This is a genomic window from Serratia sp. CY82433 (genome assembly GCF_052166535.1).
GTDB classification, from domain to species: Bacteria; Pseudomonadota; Gammaproteobacteria; order Enterobacterales; family Enterobacteriaceae; genus Serratia; species Serratia sarumanii.
Map to the genome: position 1 here is coordinate 2,440,667 of NZ_JBJNOR010000001.1, position 20,372 is coordinate 2,461,038.

The 20,372-nt window shown below is 60.0% G+C and carries 19 protein-coding genes and 1 tRNA gene; 7 read left to right on the top strand and 13 right to left on the bottom strand.

The genetic code is table 11. The annotated features are described in order from the left end of the window. Positions 1 to 157: 157 nt before the first annotated feature. The gene (locus tag ACJ8PI_RS11875) at positions 158 to 1,348 is read right to left on the bottom strand and encodes a sugar transporter (RefSeq protein WP_033654945.1); all 1,191 of its coding nucleotides are present in this window, start codon (positions 1,346 to 1,348) and stop codon (positions 158 to 160) included. Between the two features lie 268 nt (positions 1,349 to 1,616). On the opposite strand from ACJ8PI_RS11875, the gene ACJ8PI_RS11880 reads away from it, so the two are divergent. Beyond that, positions 1,617 to 2,303, top strand: coding sequence for an aspartyl/asparaginyl beta-hydroxylase domain-containing protein (locus ACJ8PI_RS11880; RefSeq protein ID WP_164134739.1), 687 nt, complete (start codon positions 1,617 to 1,619; stop codon positions 2,301 to 2,303). Positions 2,304 to 2,320: 17 nt separating this feature from the next. Here the strand turns inward: ACJ8PI_RS11880 and ACJ8PI_RS11885 are convergent, their stop codons facing one another. Then, positions 2,321 to 3,268, bottom strand: a complete 948-nt coding sequence (locus tag ACJ8PI_RS11885; RefSeq protein ID WP_043147688.1) for an aromatic alcohol reductase — start codon at positions 3,266 to 3,268, stop codon at positions 2,321 to 2,323. An 86-nt stretch (positions 3,269 to 3,354) separates the two neighbouring features. On the opposite strand from ACJ8PI_RS11885, the gene ACJ8PI_RS11890 reads away from it, so the two are divergent. Further along, complete coding sequence (locus tag ACJ8PI_RS11890) at positions 3,355 to 3,777, top strand: winged helix-turn-helix transcriptional regulator (RefSeq protein ID WP_048321785.1); 423 nt, start codon at positions 3,355 to 3,357, stop codon at positions 3,775 to 3,777. Positions 3,778 to 3,807: 30 nt separating this feature from the next. On the opposite strand, the gene ACJ8PI_RS11895 is transcribed toward ACJ8PI_RS11890, so the two are convergent. The 5 genes from ACJ8PI_RS11895 to ACJ8PI_RS11915 form a co-directional block, all read right to left on the bottom strand. Next, positions 3,808 to 4,524, bottom strand: a complete 717-nt coding sequence (locus ACJ8PI_RS11895; protein ID WP_033647952.1) for an ABC transporter ATP-binding protein — start codon at positions 4,522 to 4,524, stop codon at positions 3,808 to 3,810. After that, entirely contained in the window at positions 4,521 to 5,396 is an 876-nt protein-coding gene (locus ACJ8PI_RS11900) for an ABC transporter ATP-binding protein (RefSeq protein ID WP_033635209.1), read from the bottom strand. The genes ACJ8PI_RS11895 and ACJ8PI_RS11900 overlap by 4 nt, the downstream gene beginning before the upstream one ends. Next, positions 5,393 to 6,679 (bottom strand): high-affinity branched-chain amino acid ABC transporter permease LivM, encoded by a 1,287-nt coding sequence (gene livM, locus ACJ8PI_RS11905; protein WP_033647953.1) that lies wholly within the window; start codon positions 6,677 to 6,679, stop codon positions 5,393 to 5,395. The genes ACJ8PI_RS11900 and livM overlap by 4 nt, the downstream gene beginning before the upstream one ends. Before the next feature lie 10 nt (positions 6,680 to 6,689). Next, positions 6,690 to 7,604: an ABC transporter permease subunit gene (locus ACJ8PI_RS11910; protein ID WP_004928592.1), complete on the bottom strand. Its 915-nt coding sequence runs from the start codon at positions 7,602 to 7,604 to the stop codon at positions 6,690 to 6,692. Positions 7,605 to 7,729: 125 nt separating this feature from the next. Further along, positions 7,730 to 8,848 (bottom strand): branched-chain amino acid ABC transporter substrate-binding protein, encoded by a 1,119-nt coding sequence (locus tag ACJ8PI_RS11915; RefSeq protein ID WP_033647954.1) that lies wholly within the window; start codon positions 8,846 to 8,848, stop codon positions 7,730 to 7,732. Positions 8,849 to 9,303: 455 nt separating this feature from the next. On the opposite strand from ACJ8PI_RS11915, the gene ACJ8PI_RS11920 reads away from it, so the two are divergent. After that, a tRNA-Asn gene (locus ACJ8PI_RS11920) sits at positions 9,304 to 9,379 on the top strand. Positions 9,380 to 9,452: 73 nt separating this feature from the next. Here the strand turns inward: ACJ8PI_RS11920 and ACJ8PI_RS11925 are convergent. From ACJ8PI_RS11925 to ACJ8PI_RS11935, 3 genes are all read right to left on the bottom strand, one after another. Beyond that, on the bottom strand, positions 9,453 to 10,661 hold the full coding sequence (locus tag ACJ8PI_RS11925; RefSeq protein ID WP_041035902.1) for an aldose 1-epimerase family protein: 1,209 nt from the start codon (positions 10,659 to 10,661) through the stop codon (positions 9,453 to 9,455). Positions 10,662 to 11,069: 408 nt separating this feature from the next. Beyond that, the gene (locus ACJ8PI_RS11930; protein ID WP_033635213.1) at positions 11,070 to 11,372 is read right to left on the bottom strand and encodes an XRE family transcriptional regulator; all 303 of its coding nucleotides are present in this window, start codon (positions 11,370 to 11,372) and stop codon (positions 11,070 to 11,072) included. A 4-nt stretch (positions 11,373 to 11,376) separates the two neighbouring features. Continuing rightward, positions 11,377 to 11,730 (bottom strand): type II toxin-antitoxin system RelE/ParE family toxin, encoded by a 354-nt coding sequence (locus tag ACJ8PI_RS11935; protein ID WP_041035904.1) that lies wholly within the window; start codon positions 11,728 to 11,730, stop codon positions 11,377 to 11,379. 439 nt (positions 11,731 to 12,169) lie between these two features. On the opposite strand from ACJ8PI_RS11935, the gene ACJ8PI_RS11940 reads away from it, so the two are divergent. Together ACJ8PI_RS11940 and ACJ8PI_RS11945 are read left to right on the top strand one after the other, a co-directional pair. After that, positions 12,170 to 13,465: an MFS transporter gene (locus ACJ8PI_RS11940; protein WP_060425999.1), complete on the top strand. Its 1,296-nt coding sequence runs from the start codon at positions 12,170 to 12,172 to the stop codon at positions 13,463 to 13,465. 27 nt (positions 13,466 to 13,492) lie between these two features. Next, positions 13,493 to 14,299 carry a substrate-binding domain-containing protein gene (locus ACJ8PI_RS11945; protein ID WP_164134740.1) on the top strand — a complete coding sequence of 269 codons (807 nt, stop codon included), beginning with the start codon at positions 13,493 to 13,495 and terminating at the stop codon, positions 14,297 to 14,299. Here ACJ8PI_RS11945 and ACJ8PI_RS11950 read toward each other — a convergent pair. The 3 genes from ACJ8PI_RS11950 to ACJ8PI_RS11960 form a co-directional block, all read right to left on the bottom strand. Continuing rightward, positions 14,274 to 15,173 carry a LysR family transcriptional regulator gene (locus ACJ8PI_RS11950; protein WP_164134741.1) on the bottom strand — a complete coding sequence of 300 codons (900 nt, stop codon included), beginning with the start codon at positions 15,171 to 15,173 and terminating at the stop codon, positions 14,274 to 14,276. The two genes, ACJ8PI_RS11945 and ACJ8PI_RS11950, sit on opposite strands and share 26 nt — an antisense overlap. A gap of 92 nt (positions 15,174 to 15,265) precedes the next feature. Continuing rightward, a complete protein-coding gene (locus ACJ8PI_RS11955; protein WP_033635218.1) occupies positions 15,266 to 15,631 on the bottom strand; it encodes a diacylglycerol kinase in 366 nt (121 codons plus the stop codon). Between the two features lie 219 nt (positions 15,632 to 15,850). Then, positions 15,851 to 16,975, bottom strand: coding sequence for a hypothetical protein (locus ACJ8PI_RS11960; RefSeq protein ID WP_033635219.1), 1,125 nt, complete (start codon positions 16,973 to 16,975; stop codon positions 15,851 to 15,853). A gap of 736 nt (positions 16,976 to 17,711) precedes the next feature. Here ACJ8PI_RS11960 and ACJ8PI_RS11965 point away from each other — a divergent pair. Both ACJ8PI_RS11965 and ACJ8PI_RS11970 read left to right on the top strand, forming a co-directional pair. Beyond that, positions 17,712 to 19,451: a fatty acyl-AMP ligase gene (locus ACJ8PI_RS11965; protein ID WP_033655213.1), complete on the top strand. Its 1,740-nt coding sequence runs from the start codon at positions 17,712 to 17,714 to the stop codon at positions 19,449 to 19,451. Continuing rightward, entirely contained in the window at positions 19,448 to 20,362 is a 915-nt protein-coding gene (locus tag ACJ8PI_RS11970) for an NAD-dependent epimerase/dehydratase family protein (RefSeq protein WP_033655212.1), read from the top strand. The genes ACJ8PI_RS11965 and ACJ8PI_RS11970 overlap by 4 nt, the downstream gene beginning before the upstream one ends. Positions 20,363 to 20,372: the final 10 nt, after the last annotated feature.

Consider the following 20,372-nt stretch of genomic DNA (forward strand, 5'->3'; position numbering starts at 1 on the left):
CATTTTTGATGACTTTCTATGCTAGCGAAGCGGCGTCGGAGTTAAATTTTTAATTAGCAGACTATGAAAAAAAGTTAAGCATAAAACGCTGCAGCAGCCTGTTTTATAGCAGGAAAATGCAACGCGGGATGCCGTAGCGGCATCCCGAATCGGTGGCTTAACGGCTGGGGTGCTGCTGCAGCCGTTCGCTGCGGTAGAAGCTCAGCAGGCACCAGCCGAGGGCGATCAGCGCCAGCGGCGCGGCGACGAAACCGATGTTGCCCATGCCCAGATGCAGGCTCACCTGGTTGCCCAGCAGCGCACCGCTGCCGATGCCGAAGTTGTACAGGCCGGAGAAGATCGCCATCGCCACGTCGGTGGCGTCCGGCGCCAGGCTCAGCACTTTGGCCTGCATAGACAGGCCGATGGCCATGATCGCCATGCCCCAGAAGATGCACAGCACCGTCAGGTGGCTTTCGCTGCCGGCGGCCGGCAACAACAGCAGCAGGCTCAAGGCCAGCAGCGCGATGGCGCCGATAAAGAAGCCGGAAGGAAAACGCTCGCTGTAGCGGCTGAACAGCAGGCTGCCGACGATGCCGGCGGCGCCGAACAGCAGCAGCATCAGCGTGGTGAAGTTCTCCGACAGCCCGGCCACGGTCTGGATAAACGGCTCGATGTAGCTGTAGGCGGTGAAGTGCGCCGTCACCACGATGACGGTCAGCATGTACAGCGCCAGCAGCGCCGGGCGTTTGAACAGCAGCGGCACGCTGGCCAGCGAACCGGAGTGCTCGCTTTTCAGCACCGGCAGCAGGCGCCACAGCAGCACCAGCGCCAGGGTGGCGCACACCGCGATGCCGATAAAGGTCATGCGCCAGCCGAGCAGCTGCCCCACCACCCGCCCGAGCGGCAGCCCGAGCACCATCGCCAGCGCGGTGCCGCCCGCCAGCAGGCTCAACGCCTGGGCTTTCTTGCCCGGCGGCGCCACGCGGATCGCCAGCGAAGCGGTGATCGACCAGAACACCGAGTGCGCCAGCGCCACGCCGGCACGCGAGATGACCAGCGTGGTGAAGTTCCAGGCCACGGCGGTCAGCACGTGGCTGGCGATAAACAGCATGAACACGCCGATCAGCAGCTTGCGGCGCTCGATTTTGCTGGTCAGCAGCATGCACGCCAATGAGGCGGCGGCGACGATCCAGGCGTAGATGGTGATGATCAGGCCGACCTGTTCGGTTTGCATCGAGAAGCTGGCGGCGATGTCGCTCAGCAGACCGACCGGAATAAATTCGGTGGTGTTGAAGATAAAGGCCGAGACGGCGAGGATAACCACGCGCAACCAGGCGGTTGAGCGCGAAACGGCAGCGTGTTCCATGGTAAACAAAATCCGGACAGGTGCGGGCAAGTAGCGATATTTTAACCAACCGGCCCGCTAAATGCGATACGCGTCACACTTTAATTGTGTGGTTTTTTTCGCCGCATTTCGACACATTCGCAGACACACGGTTGCACAAATGCTGTGCTAATCTATTGAAGCGTACCAATTTTTCCTGCCGCTCTTCCCCTCCGGCCGCCGCAGACGACGCGCCGCGCCGAAGAACCGCGCGCAGTGTCCATTTGGCGTTTTCTGAGGCGAGGTCATTATGTCCGTGATTTATGATTGGTCCGTGCTCGCATTGCGCAATGTTTACGATCGCCGCATTCAGGGCAAGCCGGTGCTCGACAGCGCCGCGCTGTTCCCCGACGCCGAACGTTTCACCGCCCAGTGGCGGCAGATCCGCGAAGAGGCGCTGACCGTCGCCCACGATCTGCACAATATTCCCCGCTTTCACGAGATCATGATCCAGCAGGCGTCGATTTCCGCCAACGACGCGCGCGACTGGCGCATGTTCATCATGAAGGCCTACGGCCAGCCGATCGCCCGCAACCTGGCGCGCTGCCCGACGCTGGCGGCGTTGATCGCTTCGTCCCCGGACGTGCTGTCCGCCTCGCTCTCTTTCCTGGCGCCCGGCAAGCAGGTGCCCCCCCACCGCGGGCCGTTTCGCGGCATTCTGCGCGGCTATCTGGTGCTGGACATGCCCAAACGCGCCGACGGAGTGCCGGCGGCGGTGCTGAAAGTGGACGGCCGCGAATACCGGCTGCACGAGGGGGAGTTCATGCTGTGGGACGACACCTTCGAACACGAAGTGTGGAACGACAGCCCGCAGGTGCGCACCGTGCTGCTGCTGGACATCCGCCGCCGCGACATGCCCGGCGGGCTGCGGCTGCTCTCCAGCGCCATCATCGCCCTGGTGCGGCTGAACGTGCGCTGGATGCAGAAACAGTTCTGACTGCGGCGCTCAGGCGCTTAACCGTCCTGAGAGGTCGGGCATTGCTGCGCTAGCCACTGCTCGGTGGTGGTGGTGGCTATGCCCTGGCGCGCATTGAAGGTTTTCGCCTTATCCCAGGCCACGCCGTCGGGCCGGGCGAAAGCCAGCCGGTATTTGGCGCCGACGTCACGCGGATGGTTACGCACCTCCTCCTGCAGCCGCTCTTTGTCCAACAGGACTCTGTTGACCTCTACGCCCCAGTGCGCCTGCATGACATCGGCAAGCTCGCGGTAGGTCAGCGTGTCCCCGGCGATATAGACCACCTGGTTGCGAAACGCGGGCCGATGGAAAAAAATCGCGGCCGTCAGCCGGCCAATGTCCTCGGGGGTGGTCAGCGTCACCGCGTAGCCCCAGTCGCCCAGCGCGCGCACCGTTTTGGTTGCCGCATCCACCACGCCAAAACCCGAGTCAAACAGGTAGCTGGTGAAAATACCCGTGGAAACAATCACCCACTCCGTCGCCTTCTGCGCACGCAGCAGATGGCGCACTTCGAGCTGTTCATCCCACACCTGTTGCCCGCTGCCTGTGCCGACAACATCGTAGTCCACGCCGAACTGCCACGGGAAGTAACGCGCCACGCCCGCCTGCAAAACGGCCCAGGTGATCTTTATCTGCGTGCCCGCCCCGCCGACAAAGCCGCTGCAGTTGATCACCGCGTCAAAGCAACGCAGCAGCGCGCTCAGCTCATCCACGCTGTTTTGCTGCAGATCGCCTTCCACTACAGCGATACCGAGCCGCGCCAGCGCATCCCGCCGCGCCCGATGCGGGCCGGTGACGGCGCGAGCGGCCTCCGGCCGGAGGAGCACGCTGATTTTTAAAGCGTGGTGTAACCGGGCCTGCCGGCTCATCGCGCGCAATACCGGCAGCCCCAGTTCACCGGCGCCGAGTATGAGCACGGTATTGATGGATGGATTTGTGGATTTCATTCTTGCCTCCTGTCTTGACACTGCGTCATCCTGACAGCTGACAAAAACGGGTTCAATTAGGTACACGCGTGATACTGGAGATGAATATGACGAGCGATCGGGAAGCGCTGTTGCAATTTTCGCAGGCGTTCTGTGAAGAATTGAGCGACGACGATGAAGGGTTGAAGCGTGAGGTCCTCGCGCATGCAGGCAACCGTTGGTCGCTGGGGGTATTGCATATCCTGGGCACCCACGGGCCGCTGCGCCACGGCGAAATAGGCCGCCAATTAGCGGGCGTGACGCAGAGAATGCTGACGCGGACGCTGCGCCATCTCGAGCGGGACGGGTTGATATCGCGCTGCGATTATCAGGAAAAGCTGCCCCGCGTGGTTTACACCATCACCGACGCGGGGGAAGAGATGCTGCTCAACATGCTGCCGCTCTGGTCGTGGATTATCGCCTCCGCCGATGCCTTCAGGGCGGCCCGCTCGCACTACGATGATCAAGAACGTCACGCCACCGAGAGATGATTGCGGGCCTCCCTGCCCAAAGGGCGGCGTTCAGCCGCCACCCAGATAGGCCTTTCTCACCTCCGGATCGTTCAACAGCTCCTGGCCGCTGCCGGTGAGGCGGATCTGGCCGTTGACCATCACATAGCCGCGATCGGACAGCTTCAGCGCGTGGTTGGCGTTCTGCTCCACCAGAAACAGCGTCATGCCGCTGCGGGTCAGCTCGCGCAGCACGCCGAAGATCTGCCGCACCACGATCGGCGCCAGCCCCAGGCTCGGCTCGTCCAACAGCAGCAGCTTCGGCCGGCTCATCAGCGCGCGGGCGATCGCCAGCATCTGCTGCTCGCCGCCGGACAGGGTCATCGCCCGCTGGTTGCGCCGTTCCTTGAGGCGCGGAAACAGCTCGAACATGCGCTGCAGATCCTCCGCCAGATAGCGGTTGCCGACGGTGATGGTGCCCATCAGCAGGTTCTCCTCCACGCTCATGTCCGGAAAGATGCGCCGCCCTTCCGGCGCTTGCGCGATGCCGCCGGCCGCCACGTAGTGCGTGGAGCGGCGGCTGATGTCCTCGCCGCCAAACAGGATCTGCCCGCCGGCGATGCGCGGCTGGCCGAAGATCGACATCAACAGCGTGGATTTTCCCGCGCCGTTGGCGCCGATCAGCGCCACCGTCTCCCCGGCGTTGACCTGCAGCGACACCTTGCGCAGCGCCTGGATCGGCCCGTAAAACACGTCCACTTCGCGAAATTCCAGCATCGCTTCGCTCATCCCGCCAGCTCCTCTTCGTCCGCGCCCAGGTAGGCGGCGATCACCGCCTCATTGTGCTGGATCTCCTGCGGCGTGCCGCGGGCGATCACGTCGCCGTGATCGAGCACGATCACCCGATCGGAGATCTCCATCACCATGCCCATGTCATGCTCGATCAGCAGCACCGTGATGCCGTGATGCTGGCGCAGGAAACGGATGATGCGGCTCAGCGTGGCCGTTTCCACCGGGTTCAGCCCGGCGGCCGGCTCGTCGAGGCAGATCATCTCCGGCGCGGTGCACATGGCGCGCGCGATCTCCAGCCGCCGCTGCTGACCGTAGGACATCTCCCCCGCCAGCCGGTTGGCGCAGTCCACCAGATCCACCACCTCCAGCCAGTAGAAGGCGTGATCCAGCGCGGCGCTCTCCGCCCGGCGGTAGCCCGGCGTATTCAGCACCCCGGCGATCAGGTTGCGGTTGCTCTGCATGTGCTGCGCCACCAGCAGGTTCTCGACTACCGACATTTCGCGGAACAGGCGGATATTCTGGAAGGTGCGCGCCAGCCCGGCGCGGTTGACCAAATGAGTGCCGCCGAACATCTTGTAATAGAGGCGCGAGCCGAGCCGCTTCGGGCGTATCCAGTCGCCAGCGCGGAACTTCTGCCCCAGCACCTGGATCACGTCGGTCGGCCGCTTGTGGGTATTGAGCAGGATCGCGCCGCCGCTGGCGCGGTAAAAGCCGGTCAGGCAGTTGAACACCGTGGTCTTGCCGGCGCCGTTGGGGCCGATCAGGGCGGTGATGGAGCCGCGCTCTACCTCCAGATTGACGTCGTTCAGCGCCTTGATGCCGCCAAAGCGCATCATCAGGTGCTCCACCCGCAAAATGGCGTCGCTCATGGCGCCACCCCCTTGCGCTCGGCGAAGCTGGCGCGGCTGATGCGCACCAGCCCGCGCGGCCGCCAGATCATCATCGCCACCATCAGCACGCCGAACAGCAGCACCCGGTATTCGGCGAAGCTGCGCAGCAGCTCCGGCGCCACCGTCAGCACGAAGGCCGCCAGCACCACGCCGAGGGTGGAGCCCATGCCGCCCAGCACCACGATCGCCAGGATCAGCGCCGACTCGAAGAAGGTGAACGAGGTCGGGTTGACGAAACCCTGATAGGTGGCGAAAAACACCCCCGCCAGCCCGGCGGTGGAGGCGCCCAGCATAAAGGCCGACAGCTTCACCAGCACGTGGTTCAGCCCGAGAGAGCGGCAGGCGATCTCATCCTCGCGCAGCGCCTCCCAGGCGCGCCCGATCGGCATGCGCGTCAGCCGGTGCTTGATGTACAGCACCAGCAGCACCACCAAAAACAGCACCGCGTAGATGAAAATGAACTTGAGGTTGGGGTTGTAATCGATGCCGAGAAACTCGTGGATCGGCACCCCGCCGTCTTTGGCGCGCCGGCCGAACTCCAGGCCGAACACCGTCGGCGCCGGCACCGAGACGCCGTTCGGCCCGCCGGTGAGCGACATCCAGTTGTTCAGTACCAGCCGGATGATCTCACCGAACCCCAGCGTGACGATCGCCAGGTAGTCGCCGTGCATGCGCAGCACCGGAAAGCCCAGCAGCGCGCCGGCCAGCGCCGCCATCAGCGCCCCCAGCGGCAGCATCGCCCAGAAGCCCAGCCCGAGGTACTGATAGCCCAGCGCCAGCCCGTAGGCGCCGATGGCGTAAAACGCCACGTACCCCAGATCGAGCAGCCCCGCCAGCCCGACCACGATGTTCAGCCCCAGGCCGAGCAGCACGTAGATCAGGCCGAGGATCGCCACCGTCAGCAGGTATTTGGTGGCGACGAACGGGAACAGCAGCGCGATCGCCGCCATCAGCGGCAGGAGCCAGCGCAGGTTGGATTTATAGCCCAGCGGCCGCACGTAAACACCGTCGTTGCCACCGTCGAAGCGCGCCAGCACCCTGCGCCCCGGCGCGGTTTGCAGGAACAGGCTCAGCAGCAGCCGCCCGGCCATCACCGCGACGATAATCCACACCAGCCGGTGCGGTTCGAAGTTAAAGCTGTAGCCGTTCAGCACGATGCCGACGATCGGCCCGAACACGATCAGGGCGATCAGCCCGGCCAAGACGGCGTCCAGCAGGCTGCGTTTAACGTCCAGCCCGCCGTGGATCACGGATTGCGACATGGCGTTCTCCTTAAACCTTGGCGATCAGCGGCCGGCCAAGCAGGCCCTGCGGACGGAAGATCAGGATCGCCACCAGCAACCCGAAGGAGAACACGTCCTTGTAATCCGAGTTCACCATGCCGGCGAACTGCGCCTCCGCCACCCCGAGCAGCAATCCGCCCAGCATGGCACCCGGCAGCGAGCCGATGCCGCCCAGCACCGCGGCGGTGAAGGCCTTGATGCCGATGATAAAGCCGACGTAAAAATCGAAGGTGCCGTAGTTCATGGTGATCAGCACCCCGGCCAGCCCGGCCATGGCGGCGCCGATCACGAACACCAGCGAGATCACCCGATCGGTATTGATGCCGAGAATCGAGGCCATTTTGCGATCCTGCTGGGTGGCGCGGCAGATGCGCCCCAGACGGGTGCGCTGAATGATGTAAGTGAGGATCGCCATGCCGAGCAGCGACGCCACCAGAATAAACACTTTGGTGTAGGTGATTTGCACCACGCCGCCGTCGAACTCCAGGCGGAACACGCCGCTCAGCAGCGTTGGGATGCCCTGCTGGCGCGGCCCTTGGCTTATCTGCGCGTAGTTTTGCAGGATTAACGACATGCCGATGGCGGAGATCAGCGGCGCCAGGCGGGTGGAGTTGCGCAGCGGCTTGTAGGCGATGCGCTCGATCACCCAGCCGTACACCCCGGTGATGACGATGGTGAACACCAGCGTGCCGAGGATCAGCAGCGGGAACGAGTGCAGCCCGAAGAACGACAGCAACGCCAAACCGATGGCGCACAGGTAGGCGGAGATCATGTACACCTCGCCGTGGGCGAAGTTGATCATGCCGATGATGCCGTAAACCATGGTGTAGCCGATGGCGATCAGGCCATACACCGCACCGAGGGTCAGGCCGTTGATCAGCTGTTGCAGAAAGAATACATCCATAATGAGCAGTCTCGCCTGGTAAGGCCGCCAACGCAGTCCGACGCGGCCCAAAGGTCATCGCGGAACGGGCTCGCCAGAGCGGCGAGCCCGTCGGTCATAGGGTTACAACTTCAAGGTTCGGCCGTTTACAGCTGGTGATATTTGCCCTTGTCATCCCATTGGTAGACCACGTAGTCCGAGACCTTCAGGTCGCCCTTCTGGTCCCAGGCTTTTTTGCCCATCACGGTATCCACATCGTGCGACTTCAGCCATTCGGCGGCCTTGGCGCTGTCTTTGCCGCCGGTGGCGTTGAAGGCGGCGGCGATCGCCTGGATCGAGGCGTAGGAGTAGAGGGTGTACCCTTCCGGCTCAAAGCCGCTGGCGCGGAACTTGGCGATCACCGCTTTGCCTTCCGGGATCTGACGCGGATCGTTGCCGAAGGTCATCAGCACGCCGTTGGTGTACTGCGGCCCGCCGGCGGCGGTCACCAGTTCTTCGGTCACCACGCAGTCGCCGGAGAAGAACTTGGCGGTCACGCCCTGCTCGCGCATCTGGCGCACCAGCGGCCCGGCTTCCGGATGGCAGCCGCCGAAGTAGACCACGTCCGGCTTGACCGAGGCGATCTTGGTCACCAGCGCGTTGAAGTCTTTCTCGCCGCGCGACAGCCCCTCATACAGCACTTCCTTAACCCCGCGCTTGTTCATCGCCGCCTTCGCCGCGTCCGCCAGCCCCTGGCCATAGGTGTCTTTATCGTGGATCACCGCGATGCGCTTGGCCTTCAGGGTGTCCAGCATGTAGTTGGTGGCGATCACGCCCTGCTGATCGTCGCGCCCGCACATGCGGAACATGGTCTTCATGCCGCGCTCGGTGATCTGCGGGTTGGTGGAGCCGGGGGTGATGGCGATGATGCCGGCCTCGTCATACACCTCGGAGGCGGGCATGGTGGAAGAGGAGCAGAAGTGGCCGACCACCGCCGAGACCTTTTCCTGATCCACCAGCCGGTTGGCGACCGCGACCGCCTGTTTCGGTTCGCAGGCGTCATCCCCCTGCACCAGCTTGATTTTTTCCCCTTTGATGCCGCCGGCGGCGTTGATGTCCGCCGCCGCCTGCGAAGCCCCGCGCCAGTACTGATCGCCATAGGTGGCGTTCGGCCCGGAGAACGGCCCGGCGACGCCGATGACGATATCGGCCTGCGCGGAAAACGCCGTACCTAAACAACCGATGAGCAAAGCAGCGAGCGGACTTTTTATCAATTTCGATGACATTGTTATCTTCCTCAGCACTGGTGTAGCGGAACGCCCTGGGGCGCGGAACTTTCACTTTATGTGTAGACGGGGAAAATAATTTTCTTGAGAGCGCAGTCGCATTCCCCAAAAATGGGTAAGCAAAAATCCAGCCATTGTGACGACGAATACATATTATTTGCTTATTCATCCTACATATCAGTTGCGGCGCGGCGTTTGACGGGATTAGCGGGGGGATAAGCCGTACGGCTAAGAGGGAAGGTGCAGGATAGCGAGAGTGACCCTGCACCATCGCCGTGCAACGGCTTGTGCAAGCGACGTCAAAACGATTTGGGATGCAAAAATCAGCGCATAGCGATGGAAAATGCCGAAAAACAGCGCAAGGTGCTCATTCCCTCAGCAAACGCGCTTTTTTTGCAGTTTAGCGCTTTGACAAACCCCAGGCGCCCCGCTATTATTCGCCCCGTTCCAACGATTCCTCTGTAGTTCAGTCGGTAGAACGGCGGACTGTTAATCCGTATGTCACTGGTTCGAGTCCAGTCAGAGGAGCCATATTTAGAAAAGCCCGCTCAGGGAAACCCGAGCGGGCTTTTTGCTTTAACGCTAAATGCGTCGACAGGAAACGTTACTCTTTGGCTATCGGCGCGGCATTTTCATCAATTTTTACCTTACCCTGAATATCAGCAATCTTCCTCTCCAGATCCGCCACCTGCGCTTTGCTGTGCAGCAAGGTATAGGTCAGATCAAACTGCGCACTGGCGCCAGGCTGCAATTGCTTAACGCGTTTTTGTTCGCGCTCGATGGTGACCGGGTAGGCATAGCTGGTGCCCGGCTCAATCCCCGTCACATATCCCTGTTTTAACGTATCGGTATTCTTCCACAGCGTCAGGACGGGCAATTGGCGGGTATCGAACTGAATCGCCACCCCTTTGTCGCCCGCGTGATTGACCAGCGCCGCCAGTGTCTGATGATTCGGATCCGATAATGGCTTAATGTTAAAGACCATTTCATCGAACCCTTTGGTGGGGCCGGCATAGGTTCCCCAGGTCTTCAACCCGGCTTTGGCATAGTCGTTAAACGGGCTGATGCTGGCCATCGGCGCCAGGAAGCGGGCGCCATTTTCCAGAATCGGCGCGCCGAAATTGCTGTGGTAGATAATCTGGTAGTCGTGGGGATAATCCGCCCGGTTGGTTAACACATCATGCAGGCTGAAACTGTTGCTGCCAGGTACGTAGCGCAGTTCGGTCAGGGTTTGCAGATCGGCTTTTTTGAATGTGCTCTCTTTGATCAGGCCGCGAATACGAATTTCATACGGCGCCGTATCCGCTACCTCGACCTCAACCAGTGAGGCCGGCGTATTGCCCGCTTTACCGTGCAAGGTGTAAATCTGCCCTCCTTCGGTCACCGGATGACCGGTCCACTCATAGCCGCAGCGCACCATCATCTCATTGAAACCTTCCAGCCAGCCGAGCCCATTGCGGCTTTCCAGGTTGATAAAGGCGGGGTTGACCACCTCTTTGACCGGAGAATCCCACCCCATTTTCGCGCCAAATCCTTCCGCCCGCAGGAGGTTCATGCCGCGCGTGGGACTCAGCGTGATGGTCAGGCCATCCTCGCTGCGGATAATCACGACTTTGCTGCCTTCTTGCTTGCCGCCGTGCAACACTTTCTGCTCAATGCTGAACGTTTTATCCTTAACCTTCAGCGCCTCACTCGAAATCTTCCAGTTTCCTTTCTCCACGCCATCTTCAGCGCTGGTCAGCACCCAACTCTGCGCCGCCACCTGCCCTGAAATCAGGGCCGAAAACACCGCCATAACCCACGTTTTCTTCATTTCCCTTCCCCTTTAGCTGAATCGATTTTTTTACTCACGAGAGAAATCTACTGTTAAGCAGGTTAAAGAAATGTGATGAACTTCACCGGGAGAATATTTGAATAAATAGTGCGATAAAAATACGAATTTGTTCGCAGTTTTAATGAAACACGTTGAGTTATTGCACGTTAAATGAGCGATTAATCAACATAAGTCGTATCGTTTCAGCTTTGAGCAGGGGATGGTTTATCGCGAAGATACGGCGGGTGGCTTGTTAACGCTATCTGGCTCAAACGGCAGCGCCCATACAGCCAGCACGCCTTGAGCCTCTTTGCTTTCACGGCTGCCTCCTGATATCGGGGGCGCCATATTGCGAACAGCCCGCTCAGGGAAACCCGAGCGGGATTTTTGCTTTTTTGCCGTTAGCGCTTACAGCACAAATTCGTAGTGAGAGCCGTCTGGCAGTTCAACATCCAGGCGCAGCTTGCCGCCGGCCGCCTCAACATAGCGTTTGAGCGAAGACAGTTTCAGATCGCGGCCCGGTTTTTCCATCACGGCAACGGTCGGTTGCCGGATACCCAGCGCCTGCGCCATTTCAACCTGCGTTTTCTGCACCTTCTCGCGCAGCTCGGCAAGGTGGATGTTCAGCATGATGTCCGCCGCCAGCGCTTGCGCTTTGGCCACGACCTCGGGCTTTTCATCCGCAATAAGCTGTTCCAGCGTTCTGCCCATCGCGTCACTCCTTCTCGTTTAATGTGTTCAGCCAGTTCGTGAATTCCCGATCGGCAGCCTGGATCATCCGATCGTAAAAACGTTTTTCATTACCGGCTTTATTGCCCGCGCAAAGTACAATGCCGATACGGTACGGATCGAAGGCGAAGAATGCCCGCAACGGTTCGCCACGGCTCTGAATGCGCAGCTCTTTCATATTGCTGTAACGCGAACCTTTAACCGTATCGGCATAGGGTCTGGGCAGCCCCGGCCCCTTTTCCCGCAGGACCATCAATGCGGCAAGCACGCCAGCCCGATCGGCATCGTGGAGTGAGCTAAACCAGTTATCAAACGCATCCGTTGTTTTAATTTCCCACACGGGACCTCCCTGCAAATATAGATCAACAACTATATAGATGTAAAGCTATAGCAGAGAGGCATCAGAATGGCATGCAAAAGCATTCGTGGTTACTGCAAGGCTGAACGTACATCCGGACATTTTGCAAACGCAGTGCGAGACATTCACCTTTTTACGAGCGGTAACGGACAATCGGTCAGAGGCACGGGGCGTTTCCCCGCCGCCCCTTTATGAACCCTGTCACAAAATGCGCATAACGTTTTCGGCGCTCTCCGCCGCGGGCGGTGAGCGATAAGTTTGTTAACGCCACGTTACATCAGGTTAGGCAACATTGTTAACGGCGATTGATGCGCCAAACGCATCGCGCCATGCGTTTATTGCGCTTATTTAGTTTATTTTCCTGAGCGAGTCTTCAGCAACAGGCGCGGCGTCAGGCGCCAATAGCAAACTGGAGATAAAGATGCATTCCTCTACCTCACCCATGACCACCCGGGCCAAAGCCGGCGCGATCCTGCGCGTCACCTCCGGCAACTTTCTGGAACAGTTCGACTTCTTTCTGTTCGGCTTTTACGCCACCTACATCGCACACACCTTTTTCCCGGCCAGCAGCGAGTTCGCCTCGCTGATGATGACCTTCGCGGTATTCGGCGCCGGTTTTCTGATGCGCCCCATTGGCGCTATCGTGCTGGGCGCCTACATCGATAAAGTCGGCCGCCGCAAAGGGCTGATCGTCACCCTGTCGATCATGGCCGCTGGCACCTTCCTGATCGTGCTGATCCCCTCTTACCAGAGCATCGGGCTTTGGGCGCCGCTGCTGGTGCTGTGCGGGCGCCTGTTGCAAGGCTTCTCGGCGGGCGCGGAGCTGGGCGGCGTGTCCGTCTATCTGGCCGAAATCGCCACGCCGGGCCGTAAGGGCTTCTACACCAGCTGGCAGTCCGGCAGCCAGCAGGTGGCGATCATGGTGGCGGCAGCGATGGGCTTCGCGCTCAATGCGGCGCTGGAAGAAAGCGCCATTCGCGAATGGGGCTGGCGCCTGCCTTTCCTGTTCGGCTGCCTGATTGTTCCCTTCATCTTCTTGCTGCGCCGCAAGCTGGAAGAGACGCAGGAATTTACCGCCCGCCGCCACCACCTGGCGATGCACGACGTGTTTAAAACCCTGCTGAAAAACTGGCCGGTGGTGATGGCCGGCATGCTGATGGTCGCCATGACCACCACCGCGTTTTACCTGATCACCGTGTATGCGCCAACCTTCGGCAAAAAGGTGCTGTTGCTCAGCGCCTCCGACAGCTTGCTGGTCACTTTACTGGTCGCGATTTCCAACTTCATCTGGCTGCCCATCGGCGGCGCGCTGTCGGATCGCTTCGGCCGCAAGCCGGTGCTGGTCGCCATGACGCTGCTGACGCTGGCCACCGCCTACCCGGCACTGAGCCTGCTCGCCGCCGCCCCCAGCTTCAGCATGATGCTGGCCGTGCTGCTGTGGCTGTCCTTCATTTACGGCCTCTACAACGGCGCCATGATCCCGGCCTTAACCGAGATCATGCCAACGGAAGTGCGGGTGGCCGGGTTCTCGCTGGCCTACAGCCTGGCAACGGCGGTGTTCGGCGGCTTTACGCCGGTGATCTCCACCGCGTTGATCGAATACACCGGCGATAAGGCTTCACCGGGCTACTGGATGAGCTTCGCCGCGCTGTGCGCCTTGCTGGCGACGCTGTATCTGTATCGCCGCATCGCCATGCCGCTGCAAACCGCACGCTAACGCGCCATCGCCATAAGGAATCATGCCATGCAAAAACTCACTCGTTCGATCCTCGCCGCGCTGGTGTGCGCCTCCTTCAGCACCGCGGCGCTGGCCAAAGACGTGACCGTGATGATCTCCGGCGGCTTCAAAGCCGCGCTGGAGAAACTGGCCCCGGAATATGAAGCCCAAAGCGGCGACAAAATCATTCTGGTGTCCGGCCCTTCCATGGGGAAAACGCCGCAGGCGATCCCCGCGCGGCTGGCGCGCGGAGAGCAAGCCGATGTGGTGATCATGGTGGGCGACGCGCTGACCCGACTGGACAAAGGCGGCTGGATCCAGCGGGGTTCGCGCGTGGAGCTGGCCGATTCGCCGATCGGCATGGTGGTGAAACAGGGCGCGCCCAAGCCGGCGATAAAAACGGATGCCGAGCTGCGTAATGCCTTGCTGCAAGCCGACTCTTTCGCCTATTCCGACAGCGCCAGCGGCCGCTACGTCAGCGGCCAACTGTTCAAAAAGCTGGGCATCGAGGAACAGGTGAAAGGAAAAGCGCACATGATTGAGCGCATTCCGGTGGCCTCTGAAGTGGCGCAGGGGAAATACGCGTTGGGCTTCCAGCAGGTCAGCGAATTGCTGCCCGTGGCGGGCGTCACCTTTATCGGCGAACTGCCGGAAAACGTGCAGTACATCACCCGCTTCGCCGGCGCGGTAACGGCCAAGGCGGAACATCGCCGCGAAGGCAAAGCGCTGCTGGAGTTCCTCGCCTCCTCTCAGGCACAGCCGACCATTCGCGCGACCGGCATGCGAAGCGTGCCGGCGCAGCAGCCGGTCAGGCAGAGTGATACCGTTCAGTAATCAGCTTTTCCAGCTCGGCGGCGACGAAAGACTGCATGCGGCCGCCGCGCCGGATCAGGCCCACGGTGCGTTTCACCACCGGATCGACCAGCGGCACCGACGTCAACACTGAATGCTCTGAAGCGGGCATCGACATGGCGGGCACGGCGGCGATGCCGATGCCCGCCTCAACCATGCCCAGCATGGTCGTCACATGGCGAGTTTCGCACACGCTGGGGCACTCCGGCACGAGGTGTTCCAGGCGCTGATCGAGCAGATTGCGATTGCCGGAGGTTTTATCCAGCGACACGTAATCCTGCTGATAAAATTCCCGCCAGGGGAGGCTCTTTTTAGCGGCGAGCGGATGGTCGCGCCGGCAGGCGGCCACGTAAACGTCCCCCACCAACGGCACAAATTCAAGGTTAGGCTGCAGCCGCCCGGCAAAGCAGATGCCGAAGTCAGCCTGGCCGCCGGTGACCGCCTCAATCACATTGCCCGCGCTGCCGTCGATCAGCTTGACGCGCACGCGCGGATAGCGAAGCCGGAAACGGCGTATCACGTCGGGCATGAAATAGTAGGCCGCCGACGGCACCGTGGCGACGGTGACCAGCCCGGTACGCTCCTGGCTGACCTTATCGATATCGGCCAACACCGCTTCGACATTCATCAGCAGCTGATCCGAACGCTCGGCAAACGCCTGCCCGTACAGCGTCAGCGTCACGCGCCGGGTGGTGCGATCGAACAGTTTGCTGCCCAGCGCGTTTTCCAGCTTCTCAATCCTGCGGCTCAGGGCCGACTGCGACAGGCAGATGGACTCCGCGGCCAGCCGAAAATTGCCGTACTCCACCAGCGCGCGGAAGGCATAAAGATCATTGAGATCAAAATTCACGGGCATAGCGGCCGACTCTCCTTGCTGAACGCAAAACATCGATGATAACCGCTTATAGCGCCACGGCAACCGGCCTGGCAATTGAGCCACCCAAGCCCTTATCGCCCCAGCAGCACCATTCCCCAAATAATGATAGTCATCACCACCGCCACCAGCTGCGCAGCGCCGCCCAGATCTTTAGCGCGTTTGGATAACGGATGTAATTCCAGCGAAATGCGATCGACCACGGTTTCAATCGCCGTATTAAGCAGCTCAACCACCAATAGCAGAAAACTGCAGGCGATTAATAACAGCCGTTCTATATTTGTAATATCTAAACCAAATGTAACAACCAGTAAAATGGCGTTAATAACCAATAATTGGCGAAACGCATCTTCGGTAAGCACGGCGTCAATAAATCCGGCCCAGGAATTCCTTATGCTGTAGGTTAATCGGCTTATTCCTTTTTTCTTTTCCACAGGCATGCAATCAGCTCTCGTCAATACTGCCACAATCACTCGCGAATAAATCACGCGGCGTGAATTTATCTCGAGTTTATTAATTAAAGGCCTTAACCGTTCTCTTCCCGGAGGCGATGCATTCACTCACGCGCCGTCACCCTGCCCCTGAAACGGCACCGCCCGAAAATGCCCCGGCGCGGTTATTATTCTGAGAACGTGAAAAGACAATGCGTTATCAGCCGGTTAAAGCGTTTTCTCGTATAAGCGGTAGCGCTTGTAGGGAACCGCGCCGATGCGTTCTAAAATCGTCCGCATGCCGGTATTGGTTTCCAGGATCCACGACATTTCCAGCGCGTCGATATTGCGCTTGGCGAAAGGCTCGCGCAGCGCCTCAATCAGCAGCAGCGCAATAATCGGCCCGATGCGGCTGAATTGATATTCCTGGCGCACGCCCATCAACGGCACGCGCGCGGTGCGCACGCCGCTGACTTTCAGCCGCCACAAGAGCTTCGCCCAGCCGAACGGCAATAACCGCCCCTGCAGATCGGCAATCGCTTCGTTGATGTTCGGCAGACCGACGATAAAGGCGCAGGGGGCGCCATCCACCTCGGCGATATGGATCATATCGTCGGGCACCAGAAACTTCAGCTGATCCCCCATGGTGGCGAACTCGTGCTCGGTGAACGGGACAAACCCCCAGTTATGCTGCCATCCGGAGTTGAACACCTCGCGCAGCACCTGCATCTCCTCGCGAAAGCGCTTGCGGTTGAGGCGGCGAACGGTCACCTTTTTGCGCACCTGATCCATCATCCGGGTTAACGACGGCGAAAAATGCAGGTCGGTTCTTTTCATCCAATAGGCAAGCAAATCAATCCCTTCGCTGTAGCCCTGCTGCGCTATTTGCGCCGCATAGTAGGGCTTCGCGTGCGTCATCAGGGCGGAAGGCGGCGTATCGAACCCTTCGACCAACAGGCCGCTTTCCTGATTGATATTGAGGCTGAACGGCCCGGTGATTTTGCGCGCGCCTTTCGACCTCAGCCACTCCTCCGCCACCGTGAATAAGGTGCTGAAAACGGCGGGATCGTCAACGGCGTCAATCATGCCGAAGTGGCCAGTATCCTCGCCATGCAGCTCCCGGTGCAGAGCATCGATTTGCGCCGTGATGCGCCCAACGACTTTGCCCTGTTTTTTGGCCACCCATGCCTGCCATTCAATATGGTCGGTGCCGGGATTCTTCTTTGACAGGTGCTCTTCGCGCTCTACATGCAGCGGCTCAATCCAGTTCGGATCATCGCGAAACAGTTGCGAGGGGAAAGCAATAAATTCTTTAAGTTCGCGTTTACTCAGAACTTTCTCAACACGGATCATAAATAGCCTTACGTTTTAATAAAATAATTAAATAAGCGCGCGACAACGCCTTTAGCATTTTTTATGCTGTTCTCATTTATTGGATTGTGTATTGCCTCCGGTTCAATGATAAGAAAAACCGAATATTACCCCCTGTGAATCAGCGCATTATTGCACCCGACATTCACCCTGTGATGTCCGTAATTGATAAAAAAGGAAACAGAAAGCGGCGCAGCCAGGCTACGCTAATGGTGCTCTTTTATTATTTCGTGCTGTTACGGCAAAAGAAACTCGCCGCTTTTAGTGTACCGACTTTAATCAGGAGGTGTGCCGCCATCTTTACCACTTAATGCTCTTTTTAAGATTAGCCTTAAATGAATCGTTCACTTTTGGATTTCTTGCGGCATACTGTTTAGGAAGTGTTTAAGTTCCAAGATAGCCATGCATGAGGTCATAACCTATGAGCCGACAGTTATTTCCTGCCCGAAAGAGACAGGCTAAAGAACGGCGCTGCCCGGATATTACAATAGCCTTTCGTATATCGCCAGGGTGCCGCTCAAGGCTGATAACACGGGCTACTCACGCTCTGCCCGGTTAATAACCGGCGTGCCCTCAAGCACGGCAATATACGCTGTTCGCGGAATGAAGATGGTTGAATAACAAACTTATTCAAAACCTATTCATAGTAAAACATCAATTACCTCGCCAAGAGTGATTTTCTCTTTTGGTGATTTTTAATCTATGGCTAAGTTTGTCTATGTCTGAAACAAGTTCCGTTCATTCTCTTCCCATGCGCTATGCGGACTTCCCCACCTTAGTGGACGCGTTGGATTACGCGGCGCTGGGCAATACGGGAATGAATTTTTACGACCGTCGCAATCAACTCGTGACCGTTCTCGAATATCGCACGCTACAGCAAAAAGCGATCTCGGGCGCGCGGCGTTTATTGTCCCTGAAACTCAAGAAAGGCGATCGCGTGGCGCTGATCGCCGAAACCAGCGCGGGATTCGTCGAAGCCTTTTTCGCTTGCCAATACGCCGGCCTGGTGGCGGTGCCGTTGGCGATCCCGATGGGCGTGGGCCAACGCGACTCCTACACCGCCAAACTGAAAGGGCTGATCGCCAGCTGCAATCCCGCGGCGATCGTCAGCAGTGAAGAGTGGACGCCGCTGATCGCCTCAGCCACGGAAAACACCTCGGCGCTGCACATCCTCAGCGATGCGGATTTTAACGCCTTGCCGGAGCCGGAAATCGCGTTGCCCGCACCTTCGCCCGACGACATCGCCTATCTCCAATACACCTCGGGCAGCACCCGCTTTCCGCGCGGCGTGATCATTACCCAGCGGGCGGCGATGGCGAACCTGAACGCGATCAGTCGCGACGGGATCAAGCTGCGCGCGGGCGACCGCTGCGTTTCGTGGCTGCCCTTCTATCACGATATGGGCCTGGTCGGTTTCCTGCTAACGCCGGTGGCGACCCAGCTGTCCGTCGATTACCTGCGCACGCAAGATTTCGCCATGCGCCCGATGCAATGGCTGAAACTGATCGCCAAAAATCGCGGCACGGTGTCCGTCGCCCCGCCGTTCGGCTACGATCTGTGCCTGCGCCGCAGCAACGCCAAAGAGCTGGCCGATCTGGATCTTTCCAGCTGGCGGGTCGCGGGCGTGGGCGCCGAGCCGATCCCGGCCGAGCTGCTCGGCCAGTTCGGCGAACACTTCAGCAGCATCAACTTCGACAGCAAAGCCTTCATGCCGTGCTACGGCCTGGCCGAGAACACCCTGGCGGTGAGTTTTTCCGATCCCTGCTCCGGCCCGCAAACCAACGCGGTCGACCGCGATATTTTGGAGTACGAGGGTAAAGCGGTCGCGCCCGGCAAGAAAACCCGCGCCGTCTCGACCTTCGTCAACTGCGGCCGAGCGCTGCCCGGCCACCGCATCGAGATCCGCAGCGAAACCGGGCAACCGCTGCCGGAACGCCAGGTCGGCCATATCACGATCTCCGGCCCCAGCCTGATGAACGGCTATTTCTGCGACGACGAGTCCCAGCAGCAAATTCAGGTGACCGGCTGGATGGATACCGGCGATCTGGGCTACCTGCTGGACGGCTATCTGTACGTCACCGGCCGCAAGAAGGATTTGATCATCATTCGCGGCCGCAATATCTGGCCGCAGGATATCGAGTACGTCGCGGAATCCGAACCGGAAATCCGTTCCGGCGATGCGATCGCCTTCGTAACCGAAGAGCACGACGAAGCGGCCAGGATCATTTTGCAAATCCAGTGCCGAGTCAGCTCGGAAGAACGCCGGGAACAAATCGTGCGTTCGCTGAGCGCGCGCATTCAAAGCGAGTTCGGCATCGCGGTGGACATCGAGCTGCTGCCGCCGCACAGCATTCCCCGCACGTCGTCGGGCAAACCCGCGCGTGCGGAGGCCAAAAAACGCTGGCTGAGCGCCTCGCTCTACCCGCACATGCCGCAGCTGGCCGGTTTCGCGCAATGAGCGGCACGGTGGCAGTGACGGGCGCGACCGGTTTTATCGGCCGGCACATCGTCCAGGAACTGCTGGCGCAAGGGTTTAACGTGCGCGCCCTGACGCGGCGCGCGGGAAAAGCCGCCGCCGACAACCTGCAGTGGATCCCCGGCGCGCTGGAGGATCGGCCCTCGCTCACCGAGCTGGTGCGCGGCGCGGAGTGCGTCGTGCACTGTGCGGGCCAGGTGCGCGGGCATGCGGAAGCGGTGTTCACCCGCTGCAACGTCACCGGCAGCCTGAACCTGATGCAGGCGGCCAAACAGAACGGCCGCTGCCGTCGCTTCCTGTTCATGTCGTCGCTGGCGGCCCGCCATCCGGCGCTGTCCTGGTACGCCCATTCAAAACAGGCCGCCGAGCAGCAACTCATCGCCGCCACCGGCGAGATCGCGCTGGGGATTTTCCGCCCGACGGCGGTTTACGGGCCCGGCGATAAAGAGCTGAAACCGCTGTTCAACGGCCTGCTGCGCGGCGTGCTACCCCGGCTGGGCGCGCCTGACGCCAGGCTCTCTTTTCTGCACGTGAGCGATTTGGCCAAGGCGGTCAGCCAATGGGTGCAGGCCGAACCCGCGCAGCCGAATATTTACGAACTGTGCGACGGCGTGGCCGAAGGCTATAACTGGCTGCGCCTGCGGGACATCGGCGCCGCCGTGCGGCACGGGCCGGTGCGCCTGGTGGGCATTCCGCTACCGCTGCTGAAAGCCCTGGCGGATATCAGCGTGGTGTGGAACCGCCTGGCAAAACAGGAGCCGATGCTGACGCGCAGCAAAATACGCGAATTAACCCATCACGACTGGTCCGCCAGTAATCACGCGCTGTCGCAACAGATTAATTGGTTTCCACAGGTAAGTTTGGAGCGCGCGCTGCGCGAAGGGCTGTTTTAATTATTCCAAA

Excerpts from the sequence above, each read along its gene's own strand:
- ACJ8PI_RS11955 (WP_033635218.1), bottom strand. The coding sequence starts at position 15,631 with ATGCCTGTGGAAAAGAAAAAAGGAATAAGCCGATTAACCTACAGCATA.
- ACJ8PI_RS11950 (WP_164134741.1), bottom strand. The coding sequence starts at position 15,173 with ATGCCCGTGAATTTTGATCTCAATGATCTTTATGCCTTCCGCGCGCTG.
- ACJ8PI_RS11970 (WP_033655212.1), top strand. The coding sequence starts at position 19,448 with ATGAGCGGCACGGTGGCAGTGACGGGCGCGACCGGTTTTATCGGCCGG.
- ACJ8PI_RS11925 (WP_041035902.1), bottom strand. The coding sequence starts at position 10,661 with ATGAAGAAAACGTGGGTTATGGCGGTGTTTTCGGCCCTGATTTCAGGG.
- ACJ8PI_RS11940 (WP_060425999.1), top strand. The coding sequence starts at position 12,170 with ATGCATTCCTCTACCTCACCCATGACCACCCGGGCCAAAGCCGGCGCG.
- ACJ8PI_RS11890 (WP_048321785.1), top strand. The coding sequence starts at position 3,355 with ATGACGAGCGATCGGGAAGCGCTGTTGCAATTTTCGCAGGCGTTCTGT.
- ACJ8PI_RS11895 (WP_033647952.1), bottom strand. The coding sequence starts at position 4,524 with ATGAGCGAAGCGATGCTGGAATTTCGCGAAGTGGACGTGTTTTACGGG.
- ACJ8PI_RS11915 (WP_033647954.1), bottom strand. The coding sequence starts at position 8,848 with ATGTCATCGAAATTGATAAAAAGTCCGCTCGCTGCTTTGCTCATCGGT.
- ACJ8PI_RS11945 (WP_164134740.1), top strand. The coding sequence starts at position 13,493 with ATGCAAAAACTCACTCGTTCGATCCTCGCCGCGCTGGTGTGCGCCTCC.
- ACJ8PI_RS11965 (WP_033655213.1), top strand. The coding sequence starts at position 17,712 with ATGTCTGAAACAAGTTCCGTTCATTCTCTTCCCATGCGCTATGCGGAC.
- ACJ8PI_RS11900 (WP_033635209.1), bottom strand. The coding sequence starts at position 5,396 with ATGAGCGACGCCATTTTGCGGGTGGAGCACCTGATGATGCGCTTTGGC.
- livM (WP_033647953.1), bottom strand. The coding sequence starts at position 6,679 with ATGTCGCAATCCGTGATCCACGGCGGGCTGGACGTTAAACGCAGCCTG.
- ACJ8PI_RS11875 (WP_033654945.1), bottom strand. The coding sequence starts at position 1,348 with ATGGAACACGCTGCCGTTTCGCGCTCAACCGCCTGGTTGCGCGTGGTT.
- ACJ8PI_RS11910 (WP_004928592.1), bottom strand. The coding sequence starts at position 7,604 with ATGGATGTATTCTTTCTGCAACAGCTGATCAACGGCCTGACCCTCGGT.
- ACJ8PI_RS11930 (WP_033635213.1), bottom strand. The coding sequence starts at position 11,372 with ATGGGCAGAACGCTGGAACAGCTTATTGCGGATGAAAAGCCCGAGGTC.
- ACJ8PI_RS11885 (WP_043147688.1), bottom strand. The coding sequence starts at position 3,268 with ATGAAATCCACAAATCCATCCATCAATACCGTGCTCATACTCGGCGCC.
- ACJ8PI_RS11960 (WP_033635219.1), bottom strand. The coding sequence starts at position 16,975 with ATGATCCGTGTTGAGAAAGTTCTGAGTAAACGCGAACTTAAAGAATTT.
- ACJ8PI_RS11880 (WP_164134739.1), top strand. The coding sequence starts at position 1,617 with ATGTCCGTGATTTATGATTGGTCCGTGCTCGCATTGCGCAATGTTTAC.